Source organism: Pantoea sp. JK (genome assembly GCF_026130245.1).
Taxonomy (GTDB): domain Bacteria; phylum Pseudomonadota; class Gammaproteobacteria; order Enterobacterales; family Enterobacteriaceae; genus Pantoea; species Pantoea trifolii.
Window position 1 is genome coordinate 58,113 of record NZ_JAINFN010000006.1, and the last position, 19,815, is coordinate 77,927.

At 55.6% G+C, this 19,815-nt stretch carries 17 protein-coding genes; 7 read left to right on the forward strand and 10 right to left on the reverse strand.

What is annotated here, in order from left to right; all coding sequences use genetic code 11:
* Nucleotides 1–71: 71 nt before the first annotated feature.
* Nucleotides 72–1,643 (reverse strand): AbgT family transporter, encoded by a 1,572-nt coding sequence (locus PanJK_RS14350; RefSeq protein WP_265300619.1) that lies wholly within the window; start codon nucleotides 1,641–1,643, stop codon nucleotides 72–74.
* 175 nt (nucleotides 1,644–1,818) lie between these two features.
* Here PanJK_RS14350 and gntR point away from each other — a divergent pair, with 175 nt between their 5' ends.
* From gntR to gntU, 3 genes are all read left to right on the forward strand, one after another.
* On the forward strand, nucleotides 1,819–2,814 hold the full coding sequence (gntR, locus tag PanJK_RS14355) for a gluconate operon transcriptional repressor GntR (RefSeq protein ID WP_154194851.1): 996 nt from the start codon (nucleotides 1,819–1,821) through the stop codon (nucleotides 2,812–2,814).
* A 142-nt stretch (nucleotides 2,815–2,956) separates the two neighbouring features.
* Nucleotides 2,957–3,493 carry a gluconokinase gene (gntK, locus tag PanJK_RS14360; RefSeq protein ID WP_008109916.1) on the forward strand — a complete coding sequence of 179 codons (537 nt, stop codon included), beginning with the start codon at nucleotides 2,957–2,959 and terminating at the stop codon, nucleotides 3,491–3,493.
* A 2-nt stretch (nucleotides 3,494–3,495) separates the two neighbouring features.
* Nucleotides 3,496–4,836: a gluconate transporter gene (gene gntU, locus PanJK_RS14365; protein ID WP_256698138.1), complete on the forward strand. Its 1,341-nt coding sequence runs from the start codon at nucleotides 3,496–3,498 to the stop codon at nucleotides 4,834–4,836.
* A gap of 106 nt (nucleotides 4,837–4,942) precedes the next feature.
* Here gntU and PanJK_RS14370 read toward each other — a convergent pair whose 3' ends face one another.
* From PanJK_RS14370 to PanJK_RS14405, 8 genes are all read right to left on the reverse strand, one after another.
* A complete protein-coding gene (locus tag PanJK_RS14370; protein ID WP_256698140.1) occupies nucleotides 4,943–6,049 on the reverse strand; it encodes a T6SS immunity protein Tli4 family protein in 1,107 nt (368 codons plus the stop codon).
* Nucleotides 6,046–7,575: an esterase/lipase family protein gene (locus PanJK_RS14375; protein ID WP_265300623.1), complete on the reverse strand. Its 1,530-nt coding sequence runs from the start codon at nucleotides 7,573–7,575 to the stop codon at nucleotides 6,046–6,048. The genes PanJK_RS14370 and PanJK_RS14375 overlap by 4 nt, the downstream gene beginning before the upstream one ends.
* A gap of 187 nt (nucleotides 7,576–7,762) precedes the next feature.
* On the reverse strand, nucleotides 7,763–9,388 hold the full coding sequence (locus PanJK_RS14380) for a Na/Pi cotransporter family protein (RefSeq protein ID WP_008109921.1): 1,626 nt from the start codon (nucleotides 9,386–9,388) through the stop codon (nucleotides 7,763–7,765).
* Between the two features lie 108 nt (nucleotides 9,389–9,496).
* Complete coding sequence (locus tag PanJK_RS14385; protein WP_256698142.1) at nucleotides 9,497–10,489, reverse strand: ABC transporter ATP-binding protein; 993 nt, start codon at nucleotides 10,487–10,489, stop codon at nucleotides 9,497–9,499.
* Nucleotides 10,490–10,491: 2 nt separating this feature from the next.
* Nucleotides 10,492–11,277, reverse strand: a complete 786-nt coding sequence (locus PanJK_RS14390; protein WP_101763078.1) for an ABC transporter permease — start codon at nucleotides 11,275–11,277, stop codon at nucleotides 10,492–10,494.
* Nucleotides 11,278–11,287: 10 nt separating this feature from the next.
* Nucleotides 11,288–12,133, reverse strand: a complete 846-nt coding sequence (locus PanJK_RS14395; RefSeq protein ID WP_008109927.1) for an ABC transporter permease — start codon at nucleotides 12,131–12,133, stop codon at nucleotides 11,288–11,290.
* Complete coding sequence (locus tag PanJK_RS14400) at nucleotides 12,133–12,942, reverse strand: alkaline phosphatase family protein (protein WP_192412697.1); 810 nt, start codon at nucleotides 12,940–12,942, stop codon at nucleotides 12,133–12,135. The genes PanJK_RS14395 and PanJK_RS14400 overlap by 1 nt, the downstream gene beginning before the upstream one ends.
* A 10-nt stretch (nucleotides 12,943–12,952) precedes the next feature.
* Nucleotides 12,953–14,014, reverse strand: coding sequence for an ABC transporter substrate-binding protein (locus PanJK_RS14405; RefSeq protein WP_265300631.1), 1,062 nt, complete (start codon nucleotides 14,012–14,014; stop codon nucleotides 12,953–12,955).
* A gap of 224 nt (nucleotides 14,015–14,238) precedes the next feature.
* On the opposite strand from PanJK_RS14405, the gene PanJK_RS14410 reads away from it, so the two are divergent.
* The 4 genes from PanJK_RS14410 (at nucleotide 14,239) to ubiA (ending at nucleotide 16,918) form a co-directional block, all read left to right on the forward strand.
* On the forward strand, nucleotides 14,239–14,937 hold the full coding sequence (locus PanJK_RS14410) for a UTRA domain-containing protein (RefSeq protein WP_265300633.1): 699 nt from the start codon (nucleotides 14,239–14,241) through the stop codon (nucleotides 14,935–14,937).
* A 68-nt stretch (nucleotides 14,938–15,005) separates the two neighbouring features.
* Complete coding sequence (gene psiE, locus PanJK_RS14415; RefSeq protein ID WP_008109934.1) at nucleotides 15,006–15,416, forward strand: phosphate-starvation-inducible protein PsiE; 411 nt, start codon at nucleotides 15,006–15,008, stop codon at nucleotides 15,414–15,416.
* Between the two features lie 92 nt (nucleotides 15,417–15,508).
* Entirely contained in the window at nucleotides 15,509–16,027 is a 519-nt protein-coding gene (ubiC, locus tag PanJK_RS14420) for a chorismate lyase (RefSeq protein WP_256698144.1), read from the forward strand.
* Between the two features lie 6 nt (nucleotides 16,028–16,033).
* The gene (gene ubiA, locus PanJK_RS14425; RefSeq protein ID WP_008109936.1) at nucleotides 16,034–16,918 is read left to right on the forward strand and encodes a 4-hydroxybenzoate octaprenyltransferase; all 885 of its coding nucleotides are present in this window, start codon (nucleotides 16,034–16,036) and stop codon (nucleotides 16,916–16,918) included.
* Nucleotides 16,919–17,387: 469 nt separating this feature from the next.
* Here the strand turns inward: ubiA and plsB are convergent, their stop codons facing one another.
* Complete coding sequence (plsB, locus tag PanJK_RS14430; RefSeq protein WP_256698469.1) at nucleotides 17,388–19,811, reverse strand: glycerol-3-phosphate 1-O-acyltransferase PlsB; 2,424 nt, start codon at nucleotides 19,809–19,811, stop codon at nucleotides 17,388–17,390.
* Nucleotides 19,812–19,815 lie beyond the last annotated feature (4 nt).

Below are 19,815 nucleotides of genomic sequence, written 5' to 3' on the forward strand. Positions count from 1 at the left end.
TAAGCACGACATTGCTCACATTGCTTCCAGGTATTATTTAGCCAGCTCGGGTGCTGGCTTTTTTTTGCCTTTTACAGGGTGTACCAGGTTGCTGCACCGGGCCCGACCGGCAGGTTGAAGACAAACACCCACAGAACAAACAGCAGCGTCCAGCCAATCATAAACACCACCGAATACGGCAACATCATTGCCACCAGCGTACCGATGCCCATATCGCGACGATAACGTGCCGCCACCGCCATAATCAGGCCGAAGTAACTCATCATTGGCGTAATTACGTTGGTCACCGAATCACCAATGCGATAAGCCGCCTGAGTCACTTCCGGCGCAAAGCCGACCAGCATCAGCATCGGTACGAAAATCGGTGCGGTCACCGCCCATTGCGCCGAGGCGGAGCCAATCATTAGGTTGATAAAGCCGCAGATCATGATGAAACAGACAAACAGCAGCGGCGCGCCCATATCCAGTGATGCCAGCAAATTGGCGCCTTTCACCGCCACCACGGTGCCGAAGTTGCTCCAGTTAAAGAACGCCACGAACTGCGCGGCAAAGAACACCAGTACGATATACATGCCCATGCTGCTCATGCTGGCAGACATGGCGTTGATCACGTCGCGATCGTTGCGCATATTGCCAATCATGCGGCCATAAACCATGCCGGGGATGGCGAAGAAAACAAAGATAAACACCACAATGCCTTTCAGGAACGGCGAGCCCGCCAGCGTGCCGGTTTTCGGGTTGAGCAACACCCCATAGCCTGGAATTACGGTCAGAATCAGCAGCAGCGTAACACCGAGAATCGCCCAGCCTGCGCCTTTCAGCGCGCGACGTTCTTCTGCCGATAGCGCGCCCATATCGCCACGCACCGCCTCGCCTTCGCCGTCGTGATATTTGCCAAGCTTAGGTTCGACGATGCTGTTGGTAATCCAGGTGCCAAGAATGGAGATCACGAAGGTACTGACAAACATGAAGTACCAGTTCACTTCCGGGCCAACATGGTAGTCAGGATCGATAATCTGTGCGGCGCTTTGGGTGATGCCAGAGAGCAGCGGATCAATGGTGCCGAGCAGCAAGTTGGCGCTGTAGCCGCCGGAAACACCGGCAAACGCCGCCGCCAGGCCCGCTAATGGGTGACGGCCCAGCGAGTGGAAAATCATCGCCGCCAACGGAATCAGCACCACATAACCCAGTTCGGAAGCGGTATTGGATACGATACCTGCGAACACGATGGTGAAGGTGATGAGCTTTTTCGGTGCGTTGAACACCAGCGCACGCATCGCCGCTGAGAGCAGCCCTGAATGCTCGGCAATCCCCACGCCGAGTAGCGCAACCAGCACGGTGCCGAGCGGCGCAAAGCCGGTGAAGTTGGTGACCAGATGACTGACGATGCGCTGCAAGCCTTCGGCACTCATCAGGCTAACCACGTGAATCACACCATCTGGTGCGCGGCCCGCCGCACCTACCGGGCGCGGATCGATCACGCTGACGCCGAAGGCGGCGGCAATCGCGGAGGCGACGATGATGAACAATGCAAACAATGCAAAGAGCGTAATCGGATGCGGTAATAAGTTTCCTAGCCACTCAACGGTATTGAGAAAACGCTCAATTGGGCGTTTGGCTGGTGTAGAGGAATGGTCCGTCATAATGGTCCTTTTTTCGTCATTTAGTCTACTGTGCAGGACTGCCGATGCTCTTTGTTCCTTCTCTGATTGGCTACAAGACCATTCTCGTTAGTTCTGCCTGAGGAGGGGGCCCGCAAAACCTGCACCTGACAAAAAAATGATAAACTCGGTTTATCTCTGATCTCAGGCGCATAAGATGAAGAAGAAAAGACCGGTATTACAGGACGTTGCCGATCGCGTCGGCATCACAAAAATGACCGTCAGCCGCTACCTGCGCAACCCAGATCAGGTCTCGGTAGCGCTGCGCGATAAGATTGCCGTGGCGCTGGATGAGCTCGGTTACATCCCCAATCGCGCACCCGACATGCTCTCCAACGCCACCAGCCGCGCCATCGGCGTGCTGCTGCCTTCGCTGACTAACCAGGTTTTCGCCGACGTCTTGCGCGGGATCGAAGCTGTGACCGACGAAGCGGGTTATCAAACGCTGGTGGCGCACTTTGGCTATAACGCGCAGAAAGAGGAGCTACAGCTGCGCTCGCTGCTCGGCTGGAACATTGATGGCGTAATCCTCACCGAGCGTACCCATACGCCAGGCACGCTGCGCATGCTGGAAGTGGCGGGCATTCCAGTGATTGAGATGATGGATTCGGTAACGCCGTGCCTCGATATGGCGGTGGGCTTCGATAACGTCGAAGCCGCGCGGCAGATGACGCATGCTATTCTGAAAAAAGGCCATCGCCACACCGTCTATCTCGGCGCGCGCCTTGATGAACGTACCTTGCAGAAGCAGCAGGGCTACGAAAAAGCGATGCGCGAAGCGGGGCTCACGCCACACAGCGTGATGATGGAGGATGCCTCTTCGTTCAGCGCCGGCGCGCAACTGCTGTGTGAAGCGCAAAAGCGTTATCCCGAAACCGACAGCCTGTTTTGTACCAACGATGACCTGGCGGTGGGCGCGATGTTTGAGTGTCAGCGTCAGGGATTGCGCGTGCCAGAGCAGATGGCGATTGCTGGTTTTCATGGCCACGACATCACGCAAGTGGTGAATCCGCGCCTCGCCACGGTGTTAACGCCGCGCGAGCGTATGGGACGCGAATCGGCAGCGATGCTGCTGGCGCGGATTGGTGGCGATCGCACGATGACGCAACCGCTGGATGTTGGCTTTGAAATCTCCGAAGGTGACAGCATCTGATTTTGGCGATTTTTTGAGTCAGTTCACACTTTCGTGCTTTTCCGCCTGAGAAGGGTTGCCAGCCTTTCAGTGGGCTCTGACAATGGCAACTCGATTTGTTATCGGTAACATTGGGCAGAATTCACTGCCGGAGCGCAAAACAATGACTACGCCATCTCCATCGCACCACGTCTTTATCCTGATGGGCGTTTCCGGCAGCGGAAAATCTGCCGTCGCCAATCAGGTCTCTCACCAGTTAAACACCGCGTTCCTCGATGGGGATTTCCTCCATCCGCGCAGCAACATCATGAAAATGGCCGATGGTCATCCGCTGGATGACACAGATCGCCAGCCGTGGCTGCAGGCGCTGAATGATGCGGCATTTGCCATGCAGCGCACGCAGGAGATCTCCATCATCGTCTGTTCGGCGCTGAAAAAGTCCTATCGCGATATCCTGCGTCAGGGCAACGAGAACCTGAAATTTATCTATCTGCAGGGCGATTTCGAAACCATTGAATCCCGCCTGAAAGCGCGTAAAGGTCACTTCTTCAAACCGCAGATGCTGGTGACGCAGTTCGCCACGCTGCAGGAACCCGGCGCGGATGAGCCCGATGTACTGGTGGTTGATATCAATCATTCACTGGATGAGGTAGTTGCGGCCACGGTTGCGACCATTGAGGGTGCAATCAACAAGGGTTAGTCATGAGTACCGCAACGCTAGTGTTAACCGCAGCAGGCTCTGTCCTGCTGCTGCTGTTTTTGGTGATGAAAGCGCGTATGCACGCCTTTGTTGCCCTGATGTTAGTCTCCATTGGTGCCGGTCTGTTCTCCGGCATGCCGCTCGATAAAATCGCTGAAACCATGGAAAAAGGCATGGGCGGAACGCTCGGCTTTCTCGCCATTGTGGTGGCGTTGGGCGCGATGTTCGGCAAGATCCTGCATGAAACCGGCGCCGTCGATCAGATCGCCATTCGCATGTTGAAAACCTTTGGGGAAAGCCGCGCACACTATGCGATGGGCGTCGCCGGATTGATCTGTGCATTGCCGCTGTTCTTTGAAGTGGCGGTAGTGTTGCTGATCAGCATTGCGTTCGCCGTAGCGCGTCGTACCCAAGGTAATTTGGTTAAGCTGGTGATCCCGCTGTTTGCCGGTGTTGCGGCGTCCGCCGCGTTTCTGCTGCCGGGTCCCGCGCCGATGCTGCTGGCCGCGCAGATGCACGCTGATTTTGGCTGGATGATTCTGCTGGGCCTGTGCGCCGCGATTCCGGGCATGCTGATTGCCGGTCCGCTGTTTGGCAGCTTTATTGCGCAGCACGTCAGCTTTAGCGCACCGCCGGAAGATCATCAGCCGGAAGTGGAAGAGGGCAAACTGCCGTCGTTTGGCTTTAGTCTGGCGCTGATTCTGTTCCCGCTGCTGCTGGTGGGCCTGAAAACCATCGGCGCACGCTTCACTACGCCGGGTTCCCATCTGTATGAGTGGCTGGAGTTTATCGGCCATCCGTTCACCGCGATTTTGCTGGCCTGTCTGGTGGCGATTTATGGCCTGGCTTATCGTCAGGGCATGGATAAAGAGAAGGTGATGCAGGTGTGCGGCAGCGCGCTGCAACCGGCGGGCATTATTCTGCTGGTGATTGGTGCGGGCGGCGTGTTTAAGCAGGTGCTGGTGGATTCGGGCGTTGGCCCGGTGCTGGGACATGCGTTGACCGGCGCGGGCATGCCGATTGCGCTGGCGTGCTTCATCCTTTCTGGCGCAATTCGCGTGATTCAGGGTTCGGCCACCGTGGCCTGTTTAACTACCGTTGGTTTAGTGATGCCGGTGATTGAACCGCTGCACTACAGCGGCGCGCAGCTGGCTGCGCTGTCGATCTGTATCGGCGGCGGCTCGATCATTATCAGTCACGTGAATGATGCCGGTTTCTGGCTGTTTGGCCGCTTTACCGGCGCCACCGAAGCCGAAACACTGAAGACATGGACGCTGATGGAAACCATTCTGGGCACCACCGGCGCGATTGTTGGCATGATTGCGTTTAGTTTGCTGTCGTGATGTAAAACCAGCGCAATACATTGCGCCGCTACGCGATTTGTAGCGGCGCGATTCTGACCTTGTTAATCCTCTTCCCGCTCATCATCTGGTTGCCAGAATGTTTTCCTTAGAACGCATTATTCCTGATGCGAAAGGAACGGATGATACGATCCCATATTTCCAAAAGTTCAGAATCACTATAAGTCGGTGGAGAAAGTGCATGATTACTCAATGTCAGATCAAGATTGGGATGCCTGAAGTCCGCCGTTTTCTCATTAGCTATAGCGGTAAACAATAACTGTGCTGACGCGATATCGGGTGATTGTTCTGATGGAGCAGTGGCCAGCCATTCGCTGGCATCGAAACCGGCTATCTGCGTTTTACCCTTACGCAGCGTTCGGGCATTAACTTGATTCAGATAAGACTGAATTTCACCGCTTCGCTCCATCATGGTGGAACTTTCTTTTAATGCGTTATTACTCCAGACAACAAAAGAAAAGACCGAATTATGCGGATAGACAAAGGTAATATCTTCCTTCGGCGTCCCGCTCCCGTCGCGAATAAATCCTTCTGAAATACAGGTTCCTGGCTGCGTCGGAATTTCATTGTCTTTTCGCCCGCTCAGACGGGACATTAAGTCCTGTAACTCCGCCAGCTTCTGAGGCTTGGTGTTAAGAGAACTTATTCTTACGCCGGCATTGATGAAATCCTCCTTATCTTTTTGATATTTAGGATCAGATAAATCGATAATATCCTGGGTGAGCATAAACGCTACCCCGCCAACATACAGGTGCCCCTCCAGAGTGCGACCATATCCGCCCTCACTTCCGTTTCTATTACGGTCAAATATCACCGCATTTTCACTGACCCGATACACCTGCTTGAGAAAAGGCTGATCCATAGCATCAACTGTATGACTTTTTTCCAGCTCCTGCTCCCTCAGCCGTATACGCTGCTCAAACGCCGGCCGGTAGAGCCGCTTGCTGCTAATGCTGACCTCATTAATCTGGGCACGGTCCATCAGGGTATTTTCAAAAGAGGCAGGAACCTCAAACACGTAGCGCCCCATACACTGGGCTTTCGTGGTGGTAAACAGAGTATCGACCATACGTTTTTCCTTGTCCGTTAACGCCGGTGGCGTATGCACAAACGTCACATAGTTGTAAATATAGAATCCTGTCGCCAGCAACACTAAAGCCAGCGGGATAAGCAGCTCAAGCGGGAATTTTTTCATGGGGCCGGTACCTGCTGCACGATTTTCACCACCGAGCGGACCGTGAACACCAGGGCGTCTGACAGGTCGCTGTAAACCGAACGGGAGCGATCCACGGGGGCAACCGCATAAGCACCTTCATGATCAACATTAGTCGCCAGCACCCCATGAATACGAGGGGATGAGGTACGGATCGCCGAGACAGGCACTGTGCCGTCGCCGGGTGTCCCGGCGGAAATCAGCTCATGGGTTCTTAACGGGGACAGCTCAAGATGCTTTCCGGCATCCTTCCAGACTCTCTGCGCTTCTTTAACGCGCAGAGGGATCTTCTCTTTCCATGTCAGAAACGCGTCAGACTTATTGTCCGCACTCGCGCCGTAAAACAGCCAGGTCTGCGGGTGATATTTGCCATCCAATTTTTCAATAAACTCTTTCACTGGCTTCTTGATCCGATAAACAAAAGCCTCCCATTCACTGTTAGTATTCCCCAACAATAAATCCTGCTCACACAGCCGCCACCAGGCGGTTTTATTCAGGTAAATTTCCTCATACGGGTCATCCACCGGCAGGGACTGGCGGGGGCCGTTCCCCTCTATTTTCAGCCAGCCCGGACCATAAGCACTGCCCGGTAGAAGTTGTAGCGGTCCGGAGGACTGTGCCAGCACCGGCATCAGCTTTTCTGCGCTGTCGCCGATAATCATCCCGGTCACGCCGCGCTCACCGGTTTTCATGCGACGGTACGCCGCTGGCGAGCCGAGGTCCGGCATCACGCCGTGCACCATCCCCAGAATATTTTCCTGTCCATTCATGTTTTCTGAGTAGTGCCGGGCAACCAGCCCGCCCATCGAGTGGGTGATCAGAATGACTTTGTTCACCGCGAGACGGCCGTGATAATCACCCAGCACTTTGCTGATATACGCGCCCAGCAGCATCGCTGAGTCCGCATTGGACTGTAGCCAGTTGTAACCAAAAAAGTGCAGTGGGTATAAAAATCGGTGACTGTGGGCCGTTTCTACTTCTGTCAGCACCTGTTCTGCCGGTTCGTCACCGATTCTGACGCCGGTAAAACGCTGTCGTGCCGTCTGCAGCTGCGCCTCCCTGAAGTAATTATCCATCAGGATTTCGTCGTCGTTGAGCAGGTATTGCAGCCGGTCGAGCGCCTCCCCGTAGCTCTTGTAAAACGCGCTTCCCCATCCGCGATCCCGCCGTGAGGGGAATTTTTTTCCGTCAACGCTATCGTTAAAAATGGCCCCTCTGTCGTCAACTGTCGTGGTCTTCGGATCGAGCAAAAATTTCCTTTTATCCGGGCTGGCTAGCGTCCATTTTTTAAGCGACGAGGCACTAAACTGCCAGACTTCGCTCTGTTGGTTTTTTAGGTTTGATCCCATTACACCCGGAATAAATATTACCGGGATCACTTTTTCGGGCGGCACGAGGCATATCGCCAGGTGATTATTTTCTTTCGGTTGAGAAATTAACTCGTAGTAAAATTGACCGTTGTCATCCCAAATGGGGCGATGCCAAGATTGGTTTTTGTTGTCATCCATGCACTGAGGCTCCTGATATCTCCGTTGAAAACGGCAGAAGCCTCATAATACTCCGAACAGGACTTAACCCAAATAACCATTGTGTTAGTAGGTTATTTCAAATCAAGTGAACACAAAGTTTTAACCTAAATGTCCAGTCTGGTTTATGAACGGTAAGTCCTTCTAAAGATTCATTCATTTCAGGAGTTTAATCCTCTTCCCGCTCATCATCTGGCTGATCTAAAACCGTGTACGCCACGGCGCAGAACAGCGAATTCAAACGCTTCATATCGCCCAGCAAGCCCAGATGTAGCGAGCTGGTTTCGATGCTTTGTACATTCTGCAGATGCAAACGCTCGACATGCGCGTGTGAGAAACGGCGAATCAGGATGCGGAAGCGATGCTTGGAGCGGCGCAGGCGTTTGGCGCTGGTGACATCGTGCGACAAAAACACCGACAAACTCAGACGCAGGTTATACAGCACCTGTTCCTGCAAGGTTTGCAGCTCCTCCAGCCCTTCGGCAGAGAAGGCGCGGCGCGCGGTCAGTGACTTATCCGCTACGTCGGCGCACATGCGTTCGATAATGTCGCCCGCCTGCTCCAGGTTGAGCGCCATCTCAATGATCTCCGCCCAGCGGCGCGAATCATCCTCCGGCAAGTCTTCTTTCGGCATACGCGCCAGATAGAGTTTGATGGCGGTGTAGAGCACATCAACATCATCATCCAGCCGCCGCACCGCGCGCTCTTCGCGCAGGTCGCCGTGCACCACTTTATTGAATGACTCAATCATCTGCTCGACCACATCGCCGATGCGCAGTGTTTCGCGTGAGGCATTAGCCAGCGCTAATGCGGGTGTATCGAGTGCGCTGCTGTCGAGGTGTTTGGGTTTCAGATGCGTTTCGTTTTCAGGATCATCGGCGATCATACGGCGGCACAGGCGCGCCATCGGATCGGCAAACGGCACCATGACCAAGCAGCGGATCAGGTTGTAGAAGACGTGGAAGAAGATGACCAGCTCTTCATCGTTGACCGGCATTTTATCCAGCACGTCGGCTACCACATTGACGAACGGCAAAATGGCGATGCTGCCAATCAGCTTAAACAGCAGGCTACCGAGCGCGACGCGTTTGCCCGCCGCGTTGGAGCCGCTGGCGTTGATCATCGCCAGCAAGCCGCTGCCGAGGTTGGCACCAATCACCAGACAGAGTGCCACTTTGAAGGAGATCACGCCGGTGGCGGTCAGCGTGGCGGTAATCAGTACCGCCGCAAGGCTGGAGTAACTGATGATGGCGAACACCGCGCCAATCAGCGCATCGAGCATCACGTCGCCGGTCAGCGTTGAGAACAGCACCTGAACGCCCGCCGCCTGAGTGATGGGTTTGGCGGCCGCCACAATCAGCTGCAGCGCCAGCAGAATCAGTCCGAGCCCAATACTGGCGCGGCCCAGCTGCCCAACGCGCGTTTGCTTACGGCTGAGGAAGAACACCACGCCAAAGAAGATAAACAGCGGCGACAGCCACGACAGATCGAAGGTCAGGATACGCGCCATGATCGCGGTCCCGACATCCGCGCCCAATACCACTACCAGCGCGGGCGTCAGGCTCACCAGATTCTGCGCAACAAAGGAGGTAACCAACAGCGTGGTGGCGTTACTGCTTTGTACCAGCGCTGTCACGCCGATGCCGGCAAGAAACGCCATCGGTTTTTTTTCGACGCTGCGGCTGAGTACGCGACGCAGATCGGCACCGTAAACGCGCATGATGCCGGTTCGCACAATGTGTGTGCCCCACACCAGCAGCGCAACGGCGGAGAGTAGATTAAGCAGAGTTAACACGTATAGAGGCTCCTCATCCGTCAGGCTCAAATCACACCGATTGCCAGCCTGACGGTGAGCACAACCGGTAAAACCTTCGCCGCGTTGTGTCGCCTTTTTTCGTTTAAATTAAGCAACCTGGCGCAACGTCGACATCTCTAACTGTAGCCCAATCTGCATGCCAGCGGGATGCAAATCTGCCACGCTGCGATTGAGCACATCAACTGAGAGCTCTACATTTTGCGCGCGCACCCGATAGCGAATCACGTTGCCGAGCAAGCTATGGCTGAGGATGGTGGCGGGAATGCCAGCCTGCGGCGCGCACAGTTGGATTGACTCAGGGCGAATCGCGACCTGGCCGCTGAAAGCCTGTCCGGTCAGCTGCGTTGCCTGCTCGGCGCTCAGCAGGTTGTAGTTGCCAATAAAACCGGCGGCAAACACATCGGCCGGTTGGGTATAGAGCATTTCGGCGTTGCCGTTCTGCACGATCTTGCCCCGGTTCATCAACACGATGCGATCGGACATGGTCAGCGCCTCTTCCTGATCGTGGGTAACGAACAAGGTGGTGAGCTTCAGCTCGCGCTGAATATGGCGGATTTGCTCGCGCAGATGGCGACGAATGCGCGCATCCAGCGCCGACAGCGGCTCATCCAGCAGCAGCAAGCGTGGACGCGTCACCAGCGAACGCGCCAGCGCCACGCGCTGACACTGTCCGCCAGAGAGCTGATGCGGATAACGCCGCGCGAACTCGGTGAGTTCCACCAGCGCCAGCACCTCCATCACGCGCTTTTGAATCTCGCCGCTCGCCAGTTTCTGCATCTTCAGGCCAAACGCCACATTCTTCTCAACCGTCATGTTCGGGAACAGCGCGTAGCTCTGGAACACCATGCCGATGGTGCGCTTCTGCGGCGGCAGCGGCACGATATCCTGACCTTGCAGCAATACTTTGCCGCTATCGACGTCGGTCAATCCGGCGATGCAGCGCAGCAGCGTGGATTTTCCGCAGCCGCTGGGGCCGAGCAGCGTGACAAATTCGCCTTCTTCGGCGCTGAAATCGATGTTTTCAAAAATGGCGGTTGGGCCGTAGCTTTTATTCAGCTGGGTGACGCTCAAATAACTCATGGTCAGCCTCGTTCAGGATTGAGGGCATTCGCCAGCCAGGTGACCAGCAGGACGACGGCAAAATAGGAGATCACCAGCGCGCTGGTGAAGTGGCCGCTGCCGTTGCGCATGTTAAACAGATACACCTGCAAGGTTTCATAGCGGGTGCCGACCAGCATATTGGCGAAAACAAACTCGCCAATCAGGAAGGAGAAGGAGAGCAGCACCGCGATAAACACGCCTTTACGCAGGTTCGGCAGCACCACAAACAGCGCCGCTTGCCAGGTGCTGGCACCGAGCAGCTGGGCGGCATCAATCAGCTCTTTCAAATTGATAGCCTGCATATTGTTGGAGATGGCGCGATAGATAAACGGCAAGGCGATGGTGAAGTAGCAGCCGATCAAAATCCACGGCGTGCCGGTGAGCATCAGCGGCGACGACGAATAGAGCTGCAGCAGACCGACCGACGAAACCACCGGCGGCACGGCGAATGGCATCAGGATCAGCACGTTCATCACCGCATCCAGCTTCGGATAATAGTAAGCGATCACAAACATGGCAGGCAGCACCAGCACCAGCGAGAACAACAGCGCACCGCAGCAAACCAGCAGCGAATGACCGAGCGCGGTCAGGAAACGCGCATCGCTCCACAGCGCGCTAAGCCACTTCAGCGTAAAGCCCTGCGGCAGGATGGTGTCGCTCCAGCTGGTGGAAATGCCGTACAGTAAAGTAGCCAGCAGCGGCGCGGCTAAAATGGCCAGCAGCAGCCAGACAATCAGGCGATGATAAAATTTTTCCGCGCGCGACACGTGTAGCTCCTCAGGAAGGTTTGGCGTTGAGATAGCTGCGGCGCACCAGATACTGCTGCACCACGGTAATCAGCGCCATAATCAGCACCAGCAACATCGCCAGCGCGCCGCCGGTGTTGGGATCAAGCGAGATGTCGCCAGAGACCAGCGCGGCAATGCGTACCGGCACCACGTTAAAGTTGCCGGTAGTGAGCGCGTAAATGGTGGCGTAAGCGCCGAGCGCGTTCGCCAGCAAAATCACAAAAGTACCGAGCAGCGCCGGGAACAGAATCGGCAAACCGATGTGCCACCAATAGCGCCAGCGGCCTGCACCCAGCAGCGCGGCGGACTCTTGCCAATCCTGTCGCAAGCCATCAAACGCCGGATAGAGCAGCAAAATGCCGAGCGGGATTTGGAACCAGGTGTAAACCAGCACCATGCCGTCACGCGAGAACAGCTTGAAGCCTTCCAACACGCCGTAATGGCGTAGCAGCAGCGTCAGACAACCGTTCAGACCGAGCAGAATCACAAAGGCAAACGCCAGCGGCACGCCGGCGAAGTTGCTGGTCATGTTGGTAAATGACATCAAAAAGCGCTGAAAACGGCCGCTGCCAAGGCGATGCAGCGAATATCCGGCAACCAGCGAGATCAGCAGGCCATAAATGCTCGACCAGATTGAAATGTCGAGCGACAGGCGAAACGCCTGTAAATAGAACGGCGAGGTGAGGATGTCGCTGTAGTTGTCGAAGCCCCAACGCTCATTGATGTCGCTCCAGAAGCTGTTGATGGCAATCCACAGCAGCGGCGCGAGCTGGAATGCCACCCAGAACAGCGCAAACGGCAGCAGCAATAGCGCGGCGAGCGTTTTGCCTTTCATTACTGCGGCTCCGCCAGTAACGCGCGACATAGCGGTTTGTCATGTTCGACGCCGAGCAAGGTGCACACGATGCCGCACAGTTCGGTCTGCTGCGGCTGGAGATCCGGCTGCAGCGAGAAACCTTTACCAAACACGAACAGCGGCACCTGGGTCTCTTCCGGCAAAATGCCGCCGTGCGAGCGGTCATCGTTCATGCCGTGATCGGCGGTGACAATCACCTGATAGCCAGCCGCCAGCCAGTCCGGCATCCACTGCGACAGATAACCATCGGCCATGCGCGCGCGGTTGCGATACTGCGGCGATGACAGGCTGTGCTTGTGTCCGGCATCGTCAATGTTCATCGGGTGGATCAGCAGGAAGTCGGGATCGTGCCGCAAACGCAGGCTTTCTGCGTCTTCAAACAGGTGGGAATCCGGATAACCGTCGTCCCAGTAAAAATGCCCATACTGAATCGGCAGATCGGGCGCGACCGTGTGGCGGTCGCGCGCCGCGTTGAACGGGGATTGATTGTAGAGCTCACTCACCCAGTGGTAGGCGGCCGCTGCAGTGGTGAGACCGGCGGCACGCGCGTAATGGAAGATGCTGCGCTGATTACTTAAGCGGCTGACGCCGTTATGAATAATGCCGCTGCGCACCGGTGGAATGCCGGTGAGAATGCATTCGTACAGCGGGCGCGACAGCGAAGGCAGTTCGCAGGTCAGCGTGTAATATTGGCCGTTGCCCTGCGCGCATTCGGCAAACAGATAGCCCATTGCGTGTTGCGCCACCTGATTACTCAGCCCATCCAACACCACCAGGATCGTTTTCATCCCTCGCTCCTTACTGCTTCATATTGATGATGACGTTCTCTTGCCACAGACGCGGCAGCATTTTCGAGGTTTTATCCCATGCGGCCTGGTCTTTGATTGGACGAGCATTTTTATACTCAGACTGCGGCAGCAGCTTGGCCTGCACGTCGGCTGGCAGTTTCAGGTGTTCGGCACGGATCGGACGCGCATAACCTTTCGCCAGGTTGATCTGACCTTCATCAGACAGAATGTATTCACGCGCCAGCTTGGCGGCGTTCGGATGTTTGGCGTATTTGTTGATAATGGTGGTGTAGCCAGACGTCACGGAACCATCGGATGGAATCACCACTTCGTAGCGGTTTTTATCGATCTGATCGCGGTAGTTCAGGCCGTTAAAGTCCCACACCACGGCTACCTGAATTTCGCCTTTCTCGATGTTGGCAATCACCGGATCGGTCACGCCAAGGCGGCCTTCTTTCGCCAGTTCGCCGAAGAAGCTCAACGCCGGTTTCACATTCTTCTCGTCACCGCCCAACGCGTAGCTTGCCGCTAACACGCCGTTGGCCGCCTGAGCCGCAGTGCCGACGTCACCGATAGTGACCACATACTTACCTTTCTTCAGATCGGCCCAGCTGTGCGGCACATCTTTCACCTGCTGCTTATCCACTAGGAACGCGATGGTGCCGGTATAGGCCAGCATCCAGTTGCCATCCTGATCTTTTGCCCAGCTCGGGATTTGGTCCCAATGCGTTGGTTTATAGGGTTGCGCCACGCCTTTCGCCACGGCAATCGGACCGAAAGCCGCGCCCACATCACCGATATCGGCGCTGGCGTTCTCTTTCTCTGCATCAAATTTTGCCAGTTCCTGCGCAGAGGACATGTCGGTGTCGCTGTGCTTCAGACCATATTTGCTGTTGAGGTCACTCCAGGTATCTTTCCAGTTGGCCCAGCTATCGGGCATGCCGACGCTGTTAACCTGGCCTTCGGCGCGCGCGGCTTTTTCTAACGCGGCGAGGTCATTATCTGCGGCTTGCGCGGCAGGCAGCGCAAGCAGTACGGCACTGGCTACTACAGAGGCGATAAACGCTTTCATCTCGATTGCTCCCGGTATATGTTGTGGGACTTCTTGGTCTAGTCCAGCAAGAACCGAGCCAATGTAGCCCGAGTAGATGAAGGTTTTATGACCATGGTGGTGAAATGGGGTGTGGCGCGACGATCCACATGCGGTTACAGCGCGCTAAAGCGTGGGTTGTACTCTGTCACATTGTAGTCATCGAACTGTCATAGTGCAGATTTGCCCCAAAATGAGGCTGAAAAATGTTGTCGAAAACGGCAGATGTGATTGCGGCAGGGCTGCGGGAACGCATTGAAAACGGTGAATTTGCCAGCGGTCGTTTGCCTGCCGAACGCAGCTTGAGCGAACACTATTCCACCACGCGCATCACGCTGCGTGAGGCGCTGGGGTTACTGGAAGCGCAGGGCATTATCTATCGGGAATTGCGTCGCGGCTGGTTTCTCGCTCCGCCGCGGCTGGTCTATAACCCGTCACATCACAGCCATTTTCATGCCATGGCCGCCGAGCAAGGCCGCATTGCCAGCACCGAAGTGCTGGAGGCGCGGGAAGTACCAGCACAATTGGCGATCGCGCGCCATCTGCAACTGCTGGAAGGCGATAAGGTTTACCGCATTCGCCGCCTGCGTCGTATTGATGGTCGCGCCGTGTTGTATGTCGAGCATTACCTCAATCCCGCCTTTTTTCCGGGATTGCTGGATGAAGACCTGACGCGCTCGCTGACCGATCTCTATGACCAGCGCTATGGCATTCGCTACGGCGGTGCGCGTTTTACCATGTTGCCAGGACCGCTGCCGGTGCGCGCCGCGCCCGCGCTCAATGTGGCGAGCGGCACGCCCGGATTGTTAATCACCCGCATTAACCGCGATCAGCTCAAGCGCGTGATTGATTGCGACTGCGAGTTCTGGCGCTACGACGCGCTGTGCGTGGATGTCGAAGTATAAATATTGTGATTTTGATCACACTACAGCATGATAGCGCCAGTGAGTAATTGAGAGCGTGAGGCGCAAAAATGACAATAAAAACAGGGGTTGGGCAGTACATTTCCTTAGCATTGCAGTGGGTGCTGAACATTGGACTGATCATCCTGGCCATTATTCTGGTGGTGTTTCTCGGTAAAGAAACCATTCATCTGGCCAATGTGCTGTTTAGCACTGGCGAGCAGACCTCTTCCTATCTGCTGATTGAAGGCATCGTTATCTACTTCCTCTACTTCGAATTTATCGCCTTGATTGTGAAGTACTTTCAGTCGGGCTATCACTTCCCGCTGCGCTACTTCATCTATATCGGCATCACGGCGATCATTCGCCTGATCATCGTCGACCATAAAAATCCGTTTGATACGCTCTACTATTCAGCGGCGATTTTGATTCTGGTGGTGACGCTGTGGCTGGCCAACAGTAACCGCCTGAAGCGCGAGTAATAAACCCTGTTTTTAGCGCGTGGCACAACCAGCAGTGCCACGCATTCTCCTCTGCGTTAAACTAGGGCAACTTTTTTTCCGGAGATGTCCTGATGTCGCATGACGCGCTGCGCCAGTTACGCGCACTGCACTGGCTGCCAGCCTCTTCCCCGCAGCTTTCTGCCCCGTTACTTGACTGGTTAATGGAAGAAGATTCCATGACGCGTCGCTTCGAGCAGCATTGTCAGCAAGTGACCGTAGAAGTGATCCGTGAAGCGTTTATAGGCGCCGATGAGATAACGGATGAGGCGGAATTTCTGCCCGCCGATCCGCGTTTCTGGCTGCGCGAAATTGTGCTGTGCGGTGATGGCGTACCCTGGCTGATTGGCCGCACGGTGGTGCCAGAAAGCACGCTGAACGGCCCGGAGCAGATGCTGCAACAGCTCGGTACGCGTCCGCTCGGTCGCTATCTGTTCTCATCATCTACCCTGAGCCGCGATTTTATCGATCCCGGTCAGGTTGGCGAGTTATGGGGACGCCGTTCTCGCCTGCGCTTGTCGGGCAAACCGCTACTGTTAACTGAACTGTTTTTACCGGCGTCGCCGCTCTATCGCGCGCTGGATCAAGGATAAACCACTGTGCAAAACACCTTACCCATGACCAAATGGCAGGCTTACTGCCGCCTGATGCGTATTGATAAACCCATCGGCACCGTGCTACTGCTATGGCCAACCCTGTGGGCATTGTGGCTCTCCGGCATGGCGATTCCACCGCTGCCGGTGCTGTTAGTGTTTGTGCTCGGCGTGATCGTGATGCGTGCTGCAGGCTGCGTCATCAATGACTACGCTGACCGCAAAATCGATGGTCACGTAAAGCGCACGGCGTCACGTCCGCTGGCCAGCGGCGCGGTATCTGAGAAAGAGGCTAAACTGCTTTTCGCCGGTCTCGGCTTGCTGGCGTTTATGCTGGTGCTGACCATGAACACCATGACCATTTTGCTGTCATTTGGCGGCCTGGCGCTGGCGTGGGTTTATCCGTTTATGAAGCGCTATACGCATCTGCCGCAGGTGGTGCTCGGCGCGGCATTTGGCTGGGCGATTCCCATGGGTTGGGCGGCAGTTAGTGAGTCCTTACCTTTGGTCTGCTGGCTGGTTTTCTTGGCGAATATCTGCTGGACGGTGGCCTATGACACGCAGTACGCAATGGTCGATCGTGATGACGATTTGAAGATTGGTGTGAAGTCGACGGCGATTCTGTTTGGTCGTTATGACAAACTGATTATCGGTTTATTGCAGCTGGCTACGCTTGGCCTAATGGCATTGGTGGGCATGATGCTCAATCTGAATGGCGCGTTTTACTGGTCACTGTTACTGGCAGCTGGCTTGTTTGTGCATCAACAGAAGCTGATTGCCCAGCGCGAGCGTGATCCCTGCTTCCAGGCGTTCCTGAATAACAACTATGTGGGCATGGTGCTGTTTCTCGGCATTCTGCTCAGCACCGTGCCGTTCGCGGATTTGTTATAAACAAAAAGGCGCACTGAAGCGTAATATTGTTCAGTTAAGCGCAGAGCGACTTTCGTTCGCTTTGCGCTGAGGCAGTTGCAGCACCTTCGTGCGGCGACCGAGCAGAGAGCGCCTGGCCGCGCCCTCTGCACTCCCGGGCCTTGCGCCAGCCCAGCTCGCCGCTGCGCGGTGCCTTCACTCGTTCACGATTCCTGACGGACCGGTGGCGATTCGCTCCTGCTCAGCGCCACCTCTCGCCGCATCCATGCGGCTCGCCCTGGAATCCCTCACTCGTTCAGCGAGTTGGGATGTCGCCTCAACACCCGCGCTGCACCATCAAGGCATAATTTTGACTCGCCATCGCTACAAGTCTCGTAGGGTCGCCATTCATGGCGACCGAGATGAGTCATCAGGCAGGAGGGATCGTGGGAGAATAGCGAGGACTTAGCAGGGCGCACCGAAGTGCGCCTTTGTGTTTTCATGTCGCCTACTAATCGTGGGTGACCGCGCTCTCAATCGTCAGACGGACATCGCTGGTGACCAGCTCCGCCAGCATCTGCCACATCATATGGCTGCGTTCCGCATCGGCATCGCCTTTGTCACTGATATAACCTTCATCACGCAGCGTAAGTACCAATGCAGTGAATACCGCTTTATCAAAGAACTCGGGTGCGTTGATACCGTGCAATACAGAAAGGCGTTGAGCCAGGGTGCGGCTCTCTTTCTCCAGCGTGCCACGGTTGATGGCCGGTTTCGCGCTGAGGATAGCGAAGGTAATCGCGAAGCGCTGAAGCGTCTCACGAATACCCGCCGCCAGCAGTTGCAGCGAACGGTGACGTGCCGGCGTCATTCTTAGTTGACCATCCTGCAAGGTGATCAGGCCCTGGCGCGCCATCTCTGCACAGAGTGCGTTAAGTAGTGCAGGCAACTCCGCCTTGTCCCAGCGTAAGAACAACTCGCTCTTTAGCATCGGATATACCAGGCTCACCTGACGCAGCAGCTCTGCTTCGCTGATTTCACGATGTTGCTGCACGATGGCGGCAATCAGCGACGGCATCACCAGCATGTGATGGATGTTGTTGCGATAGTAGGTCATCAGCACTGCCTGCTCGCGCGGCAGAATGATAATGTCGCCAATGCTGTCTTGCTCGGTCTCGAACTTGTTCATGCCCATCGCGTGGTCAAGCAGCGCTTCGGCGCTCATATCGGGCACCGTGGCTTCTGGCGAATACGGCACGTTGCGCAGCAGTTGGGTGTAGCACTCTAACTGCTCAATCAGCTGTTCGCGTGTCAGTGAACGCTGACGTGACGCCAGCAGCGCAGTCACGCACAGGTTCATGGCGTTGGCCGCACCGGCTTCGTTAATGCGCACCATCAGCTTCGCCGCAATGTCATTCACAGCAGGCGTCATCCAGGCGGGACGTTGTGGTTCAATAGGGTCAATCGCATCACGCCATTCCGGCACGTTTTTGTTCAGGTAGTTCATCAACGGCAGTGGTTCGCCGAAGTTAACGTAGCCCTGACCCAGATTGCGCAGCTTACGCAAGCCGCGCACCATCTGCAGGAAGCTCTCTTTCTCTTTAGCTGCGCCACGCAACTCTTTGGCATACGTGCCCACTTCCATCACGTGCTCGTAACCGATGTAGATCGGCACGAAGGTGATAGGACGACTGCCGCCGCGCAGCATCGCCTGCAGCGTCATCGACAGGGTGCCGGTTTTCGGATCCAGCAAACGGCCGGTACGCGAACGTCCGCCTTCCACAAAATATTCAACGGAGTAACCACGGCTAAACAGCTCGCCGAGATATTCACGGAACACGGTGGAATAGAGTTTGTTGCCCTTAAAGGTACGACGAATAAAGAACGCGCCCAGGCGACGGAAAATCGGGCCGGCTGGCCAGAAGTTCAGGTTGATCCCCGCAGCAATGTGCGGCGGCACCAGGCCTTGATGATAAAGCACGTAGGAGAGCAGCAGATAATCCATGTGGCTGCGGTGGCAGGGCACATAGACAATCTCATGACCATCCTGCGCCAGCTGACGCACGCGCTCACCGCCATGTACGTTGATGCCCTGATACAGGCGGCTCCACAGCCAGCCCATCACGCGGTCAGTGACCTTAATCGCTTCGTAAGAGAAGTTCGCCGCCACTTCTTCCATCATTTCGATGGCGTTCTGCTGGGCTTTCTCATGCGAAATCTTTTTGCTGCGTGCTTCATCTTCTACCGCTTTTTCAATCGCTTTGGACTGTAAAAGCTTGTTGAAGAGATCCTGACGTGCAGGCAGACGCGGGCCGACCGCTGCCAGACGTTGGCGAGCAAAGTGAATGCGCGCTACGCGAGCCAGCTTCTGTGCAATCGACTTATCAGTACCGTGTTCGGTCGCCATCTGGCGTAGCGAAACGGTTTGCGAGAAGCGGACAAAGCTGTCGCGGCCATGCCACAAAATGGCGAAAAACTTCTGCACGCCATTCAGCACGCGCAGATGCGGCGTGGATTCACCGGATGTTTCACGTCCCGGCGCGCGACCAAACATCACCGCGACCGGCAGCATTTGCACGTCGAGTTGCGGGTTGCTGCGATGCAAATCCAGATAATCGTGGAACAACTTTACCGACTCGGGATTCGCCACGAAATAGGGAATCACGCGTGGGCCATCGTGAATAAACACGTGGCGCGGCAGCAGGGTGCCATCGATCTCCAGCGGAGCCAGCGGATCGGGTAGATCATGTTTCAGGCATTGAGCACGCAGCGTGAGCAGGTCAGCCTTTGAATCATAAGGCAAAACATACATCACCGGACGTGTAGGATCGATCCCGTGTTCAGAAACGGGATCGGTCGGAATGACCTTACTTTTTACCAAAATAGAGAGTGGTAAATTCAATAATTTGTAATAGAGTTTACGCCAACCTGACATAGAC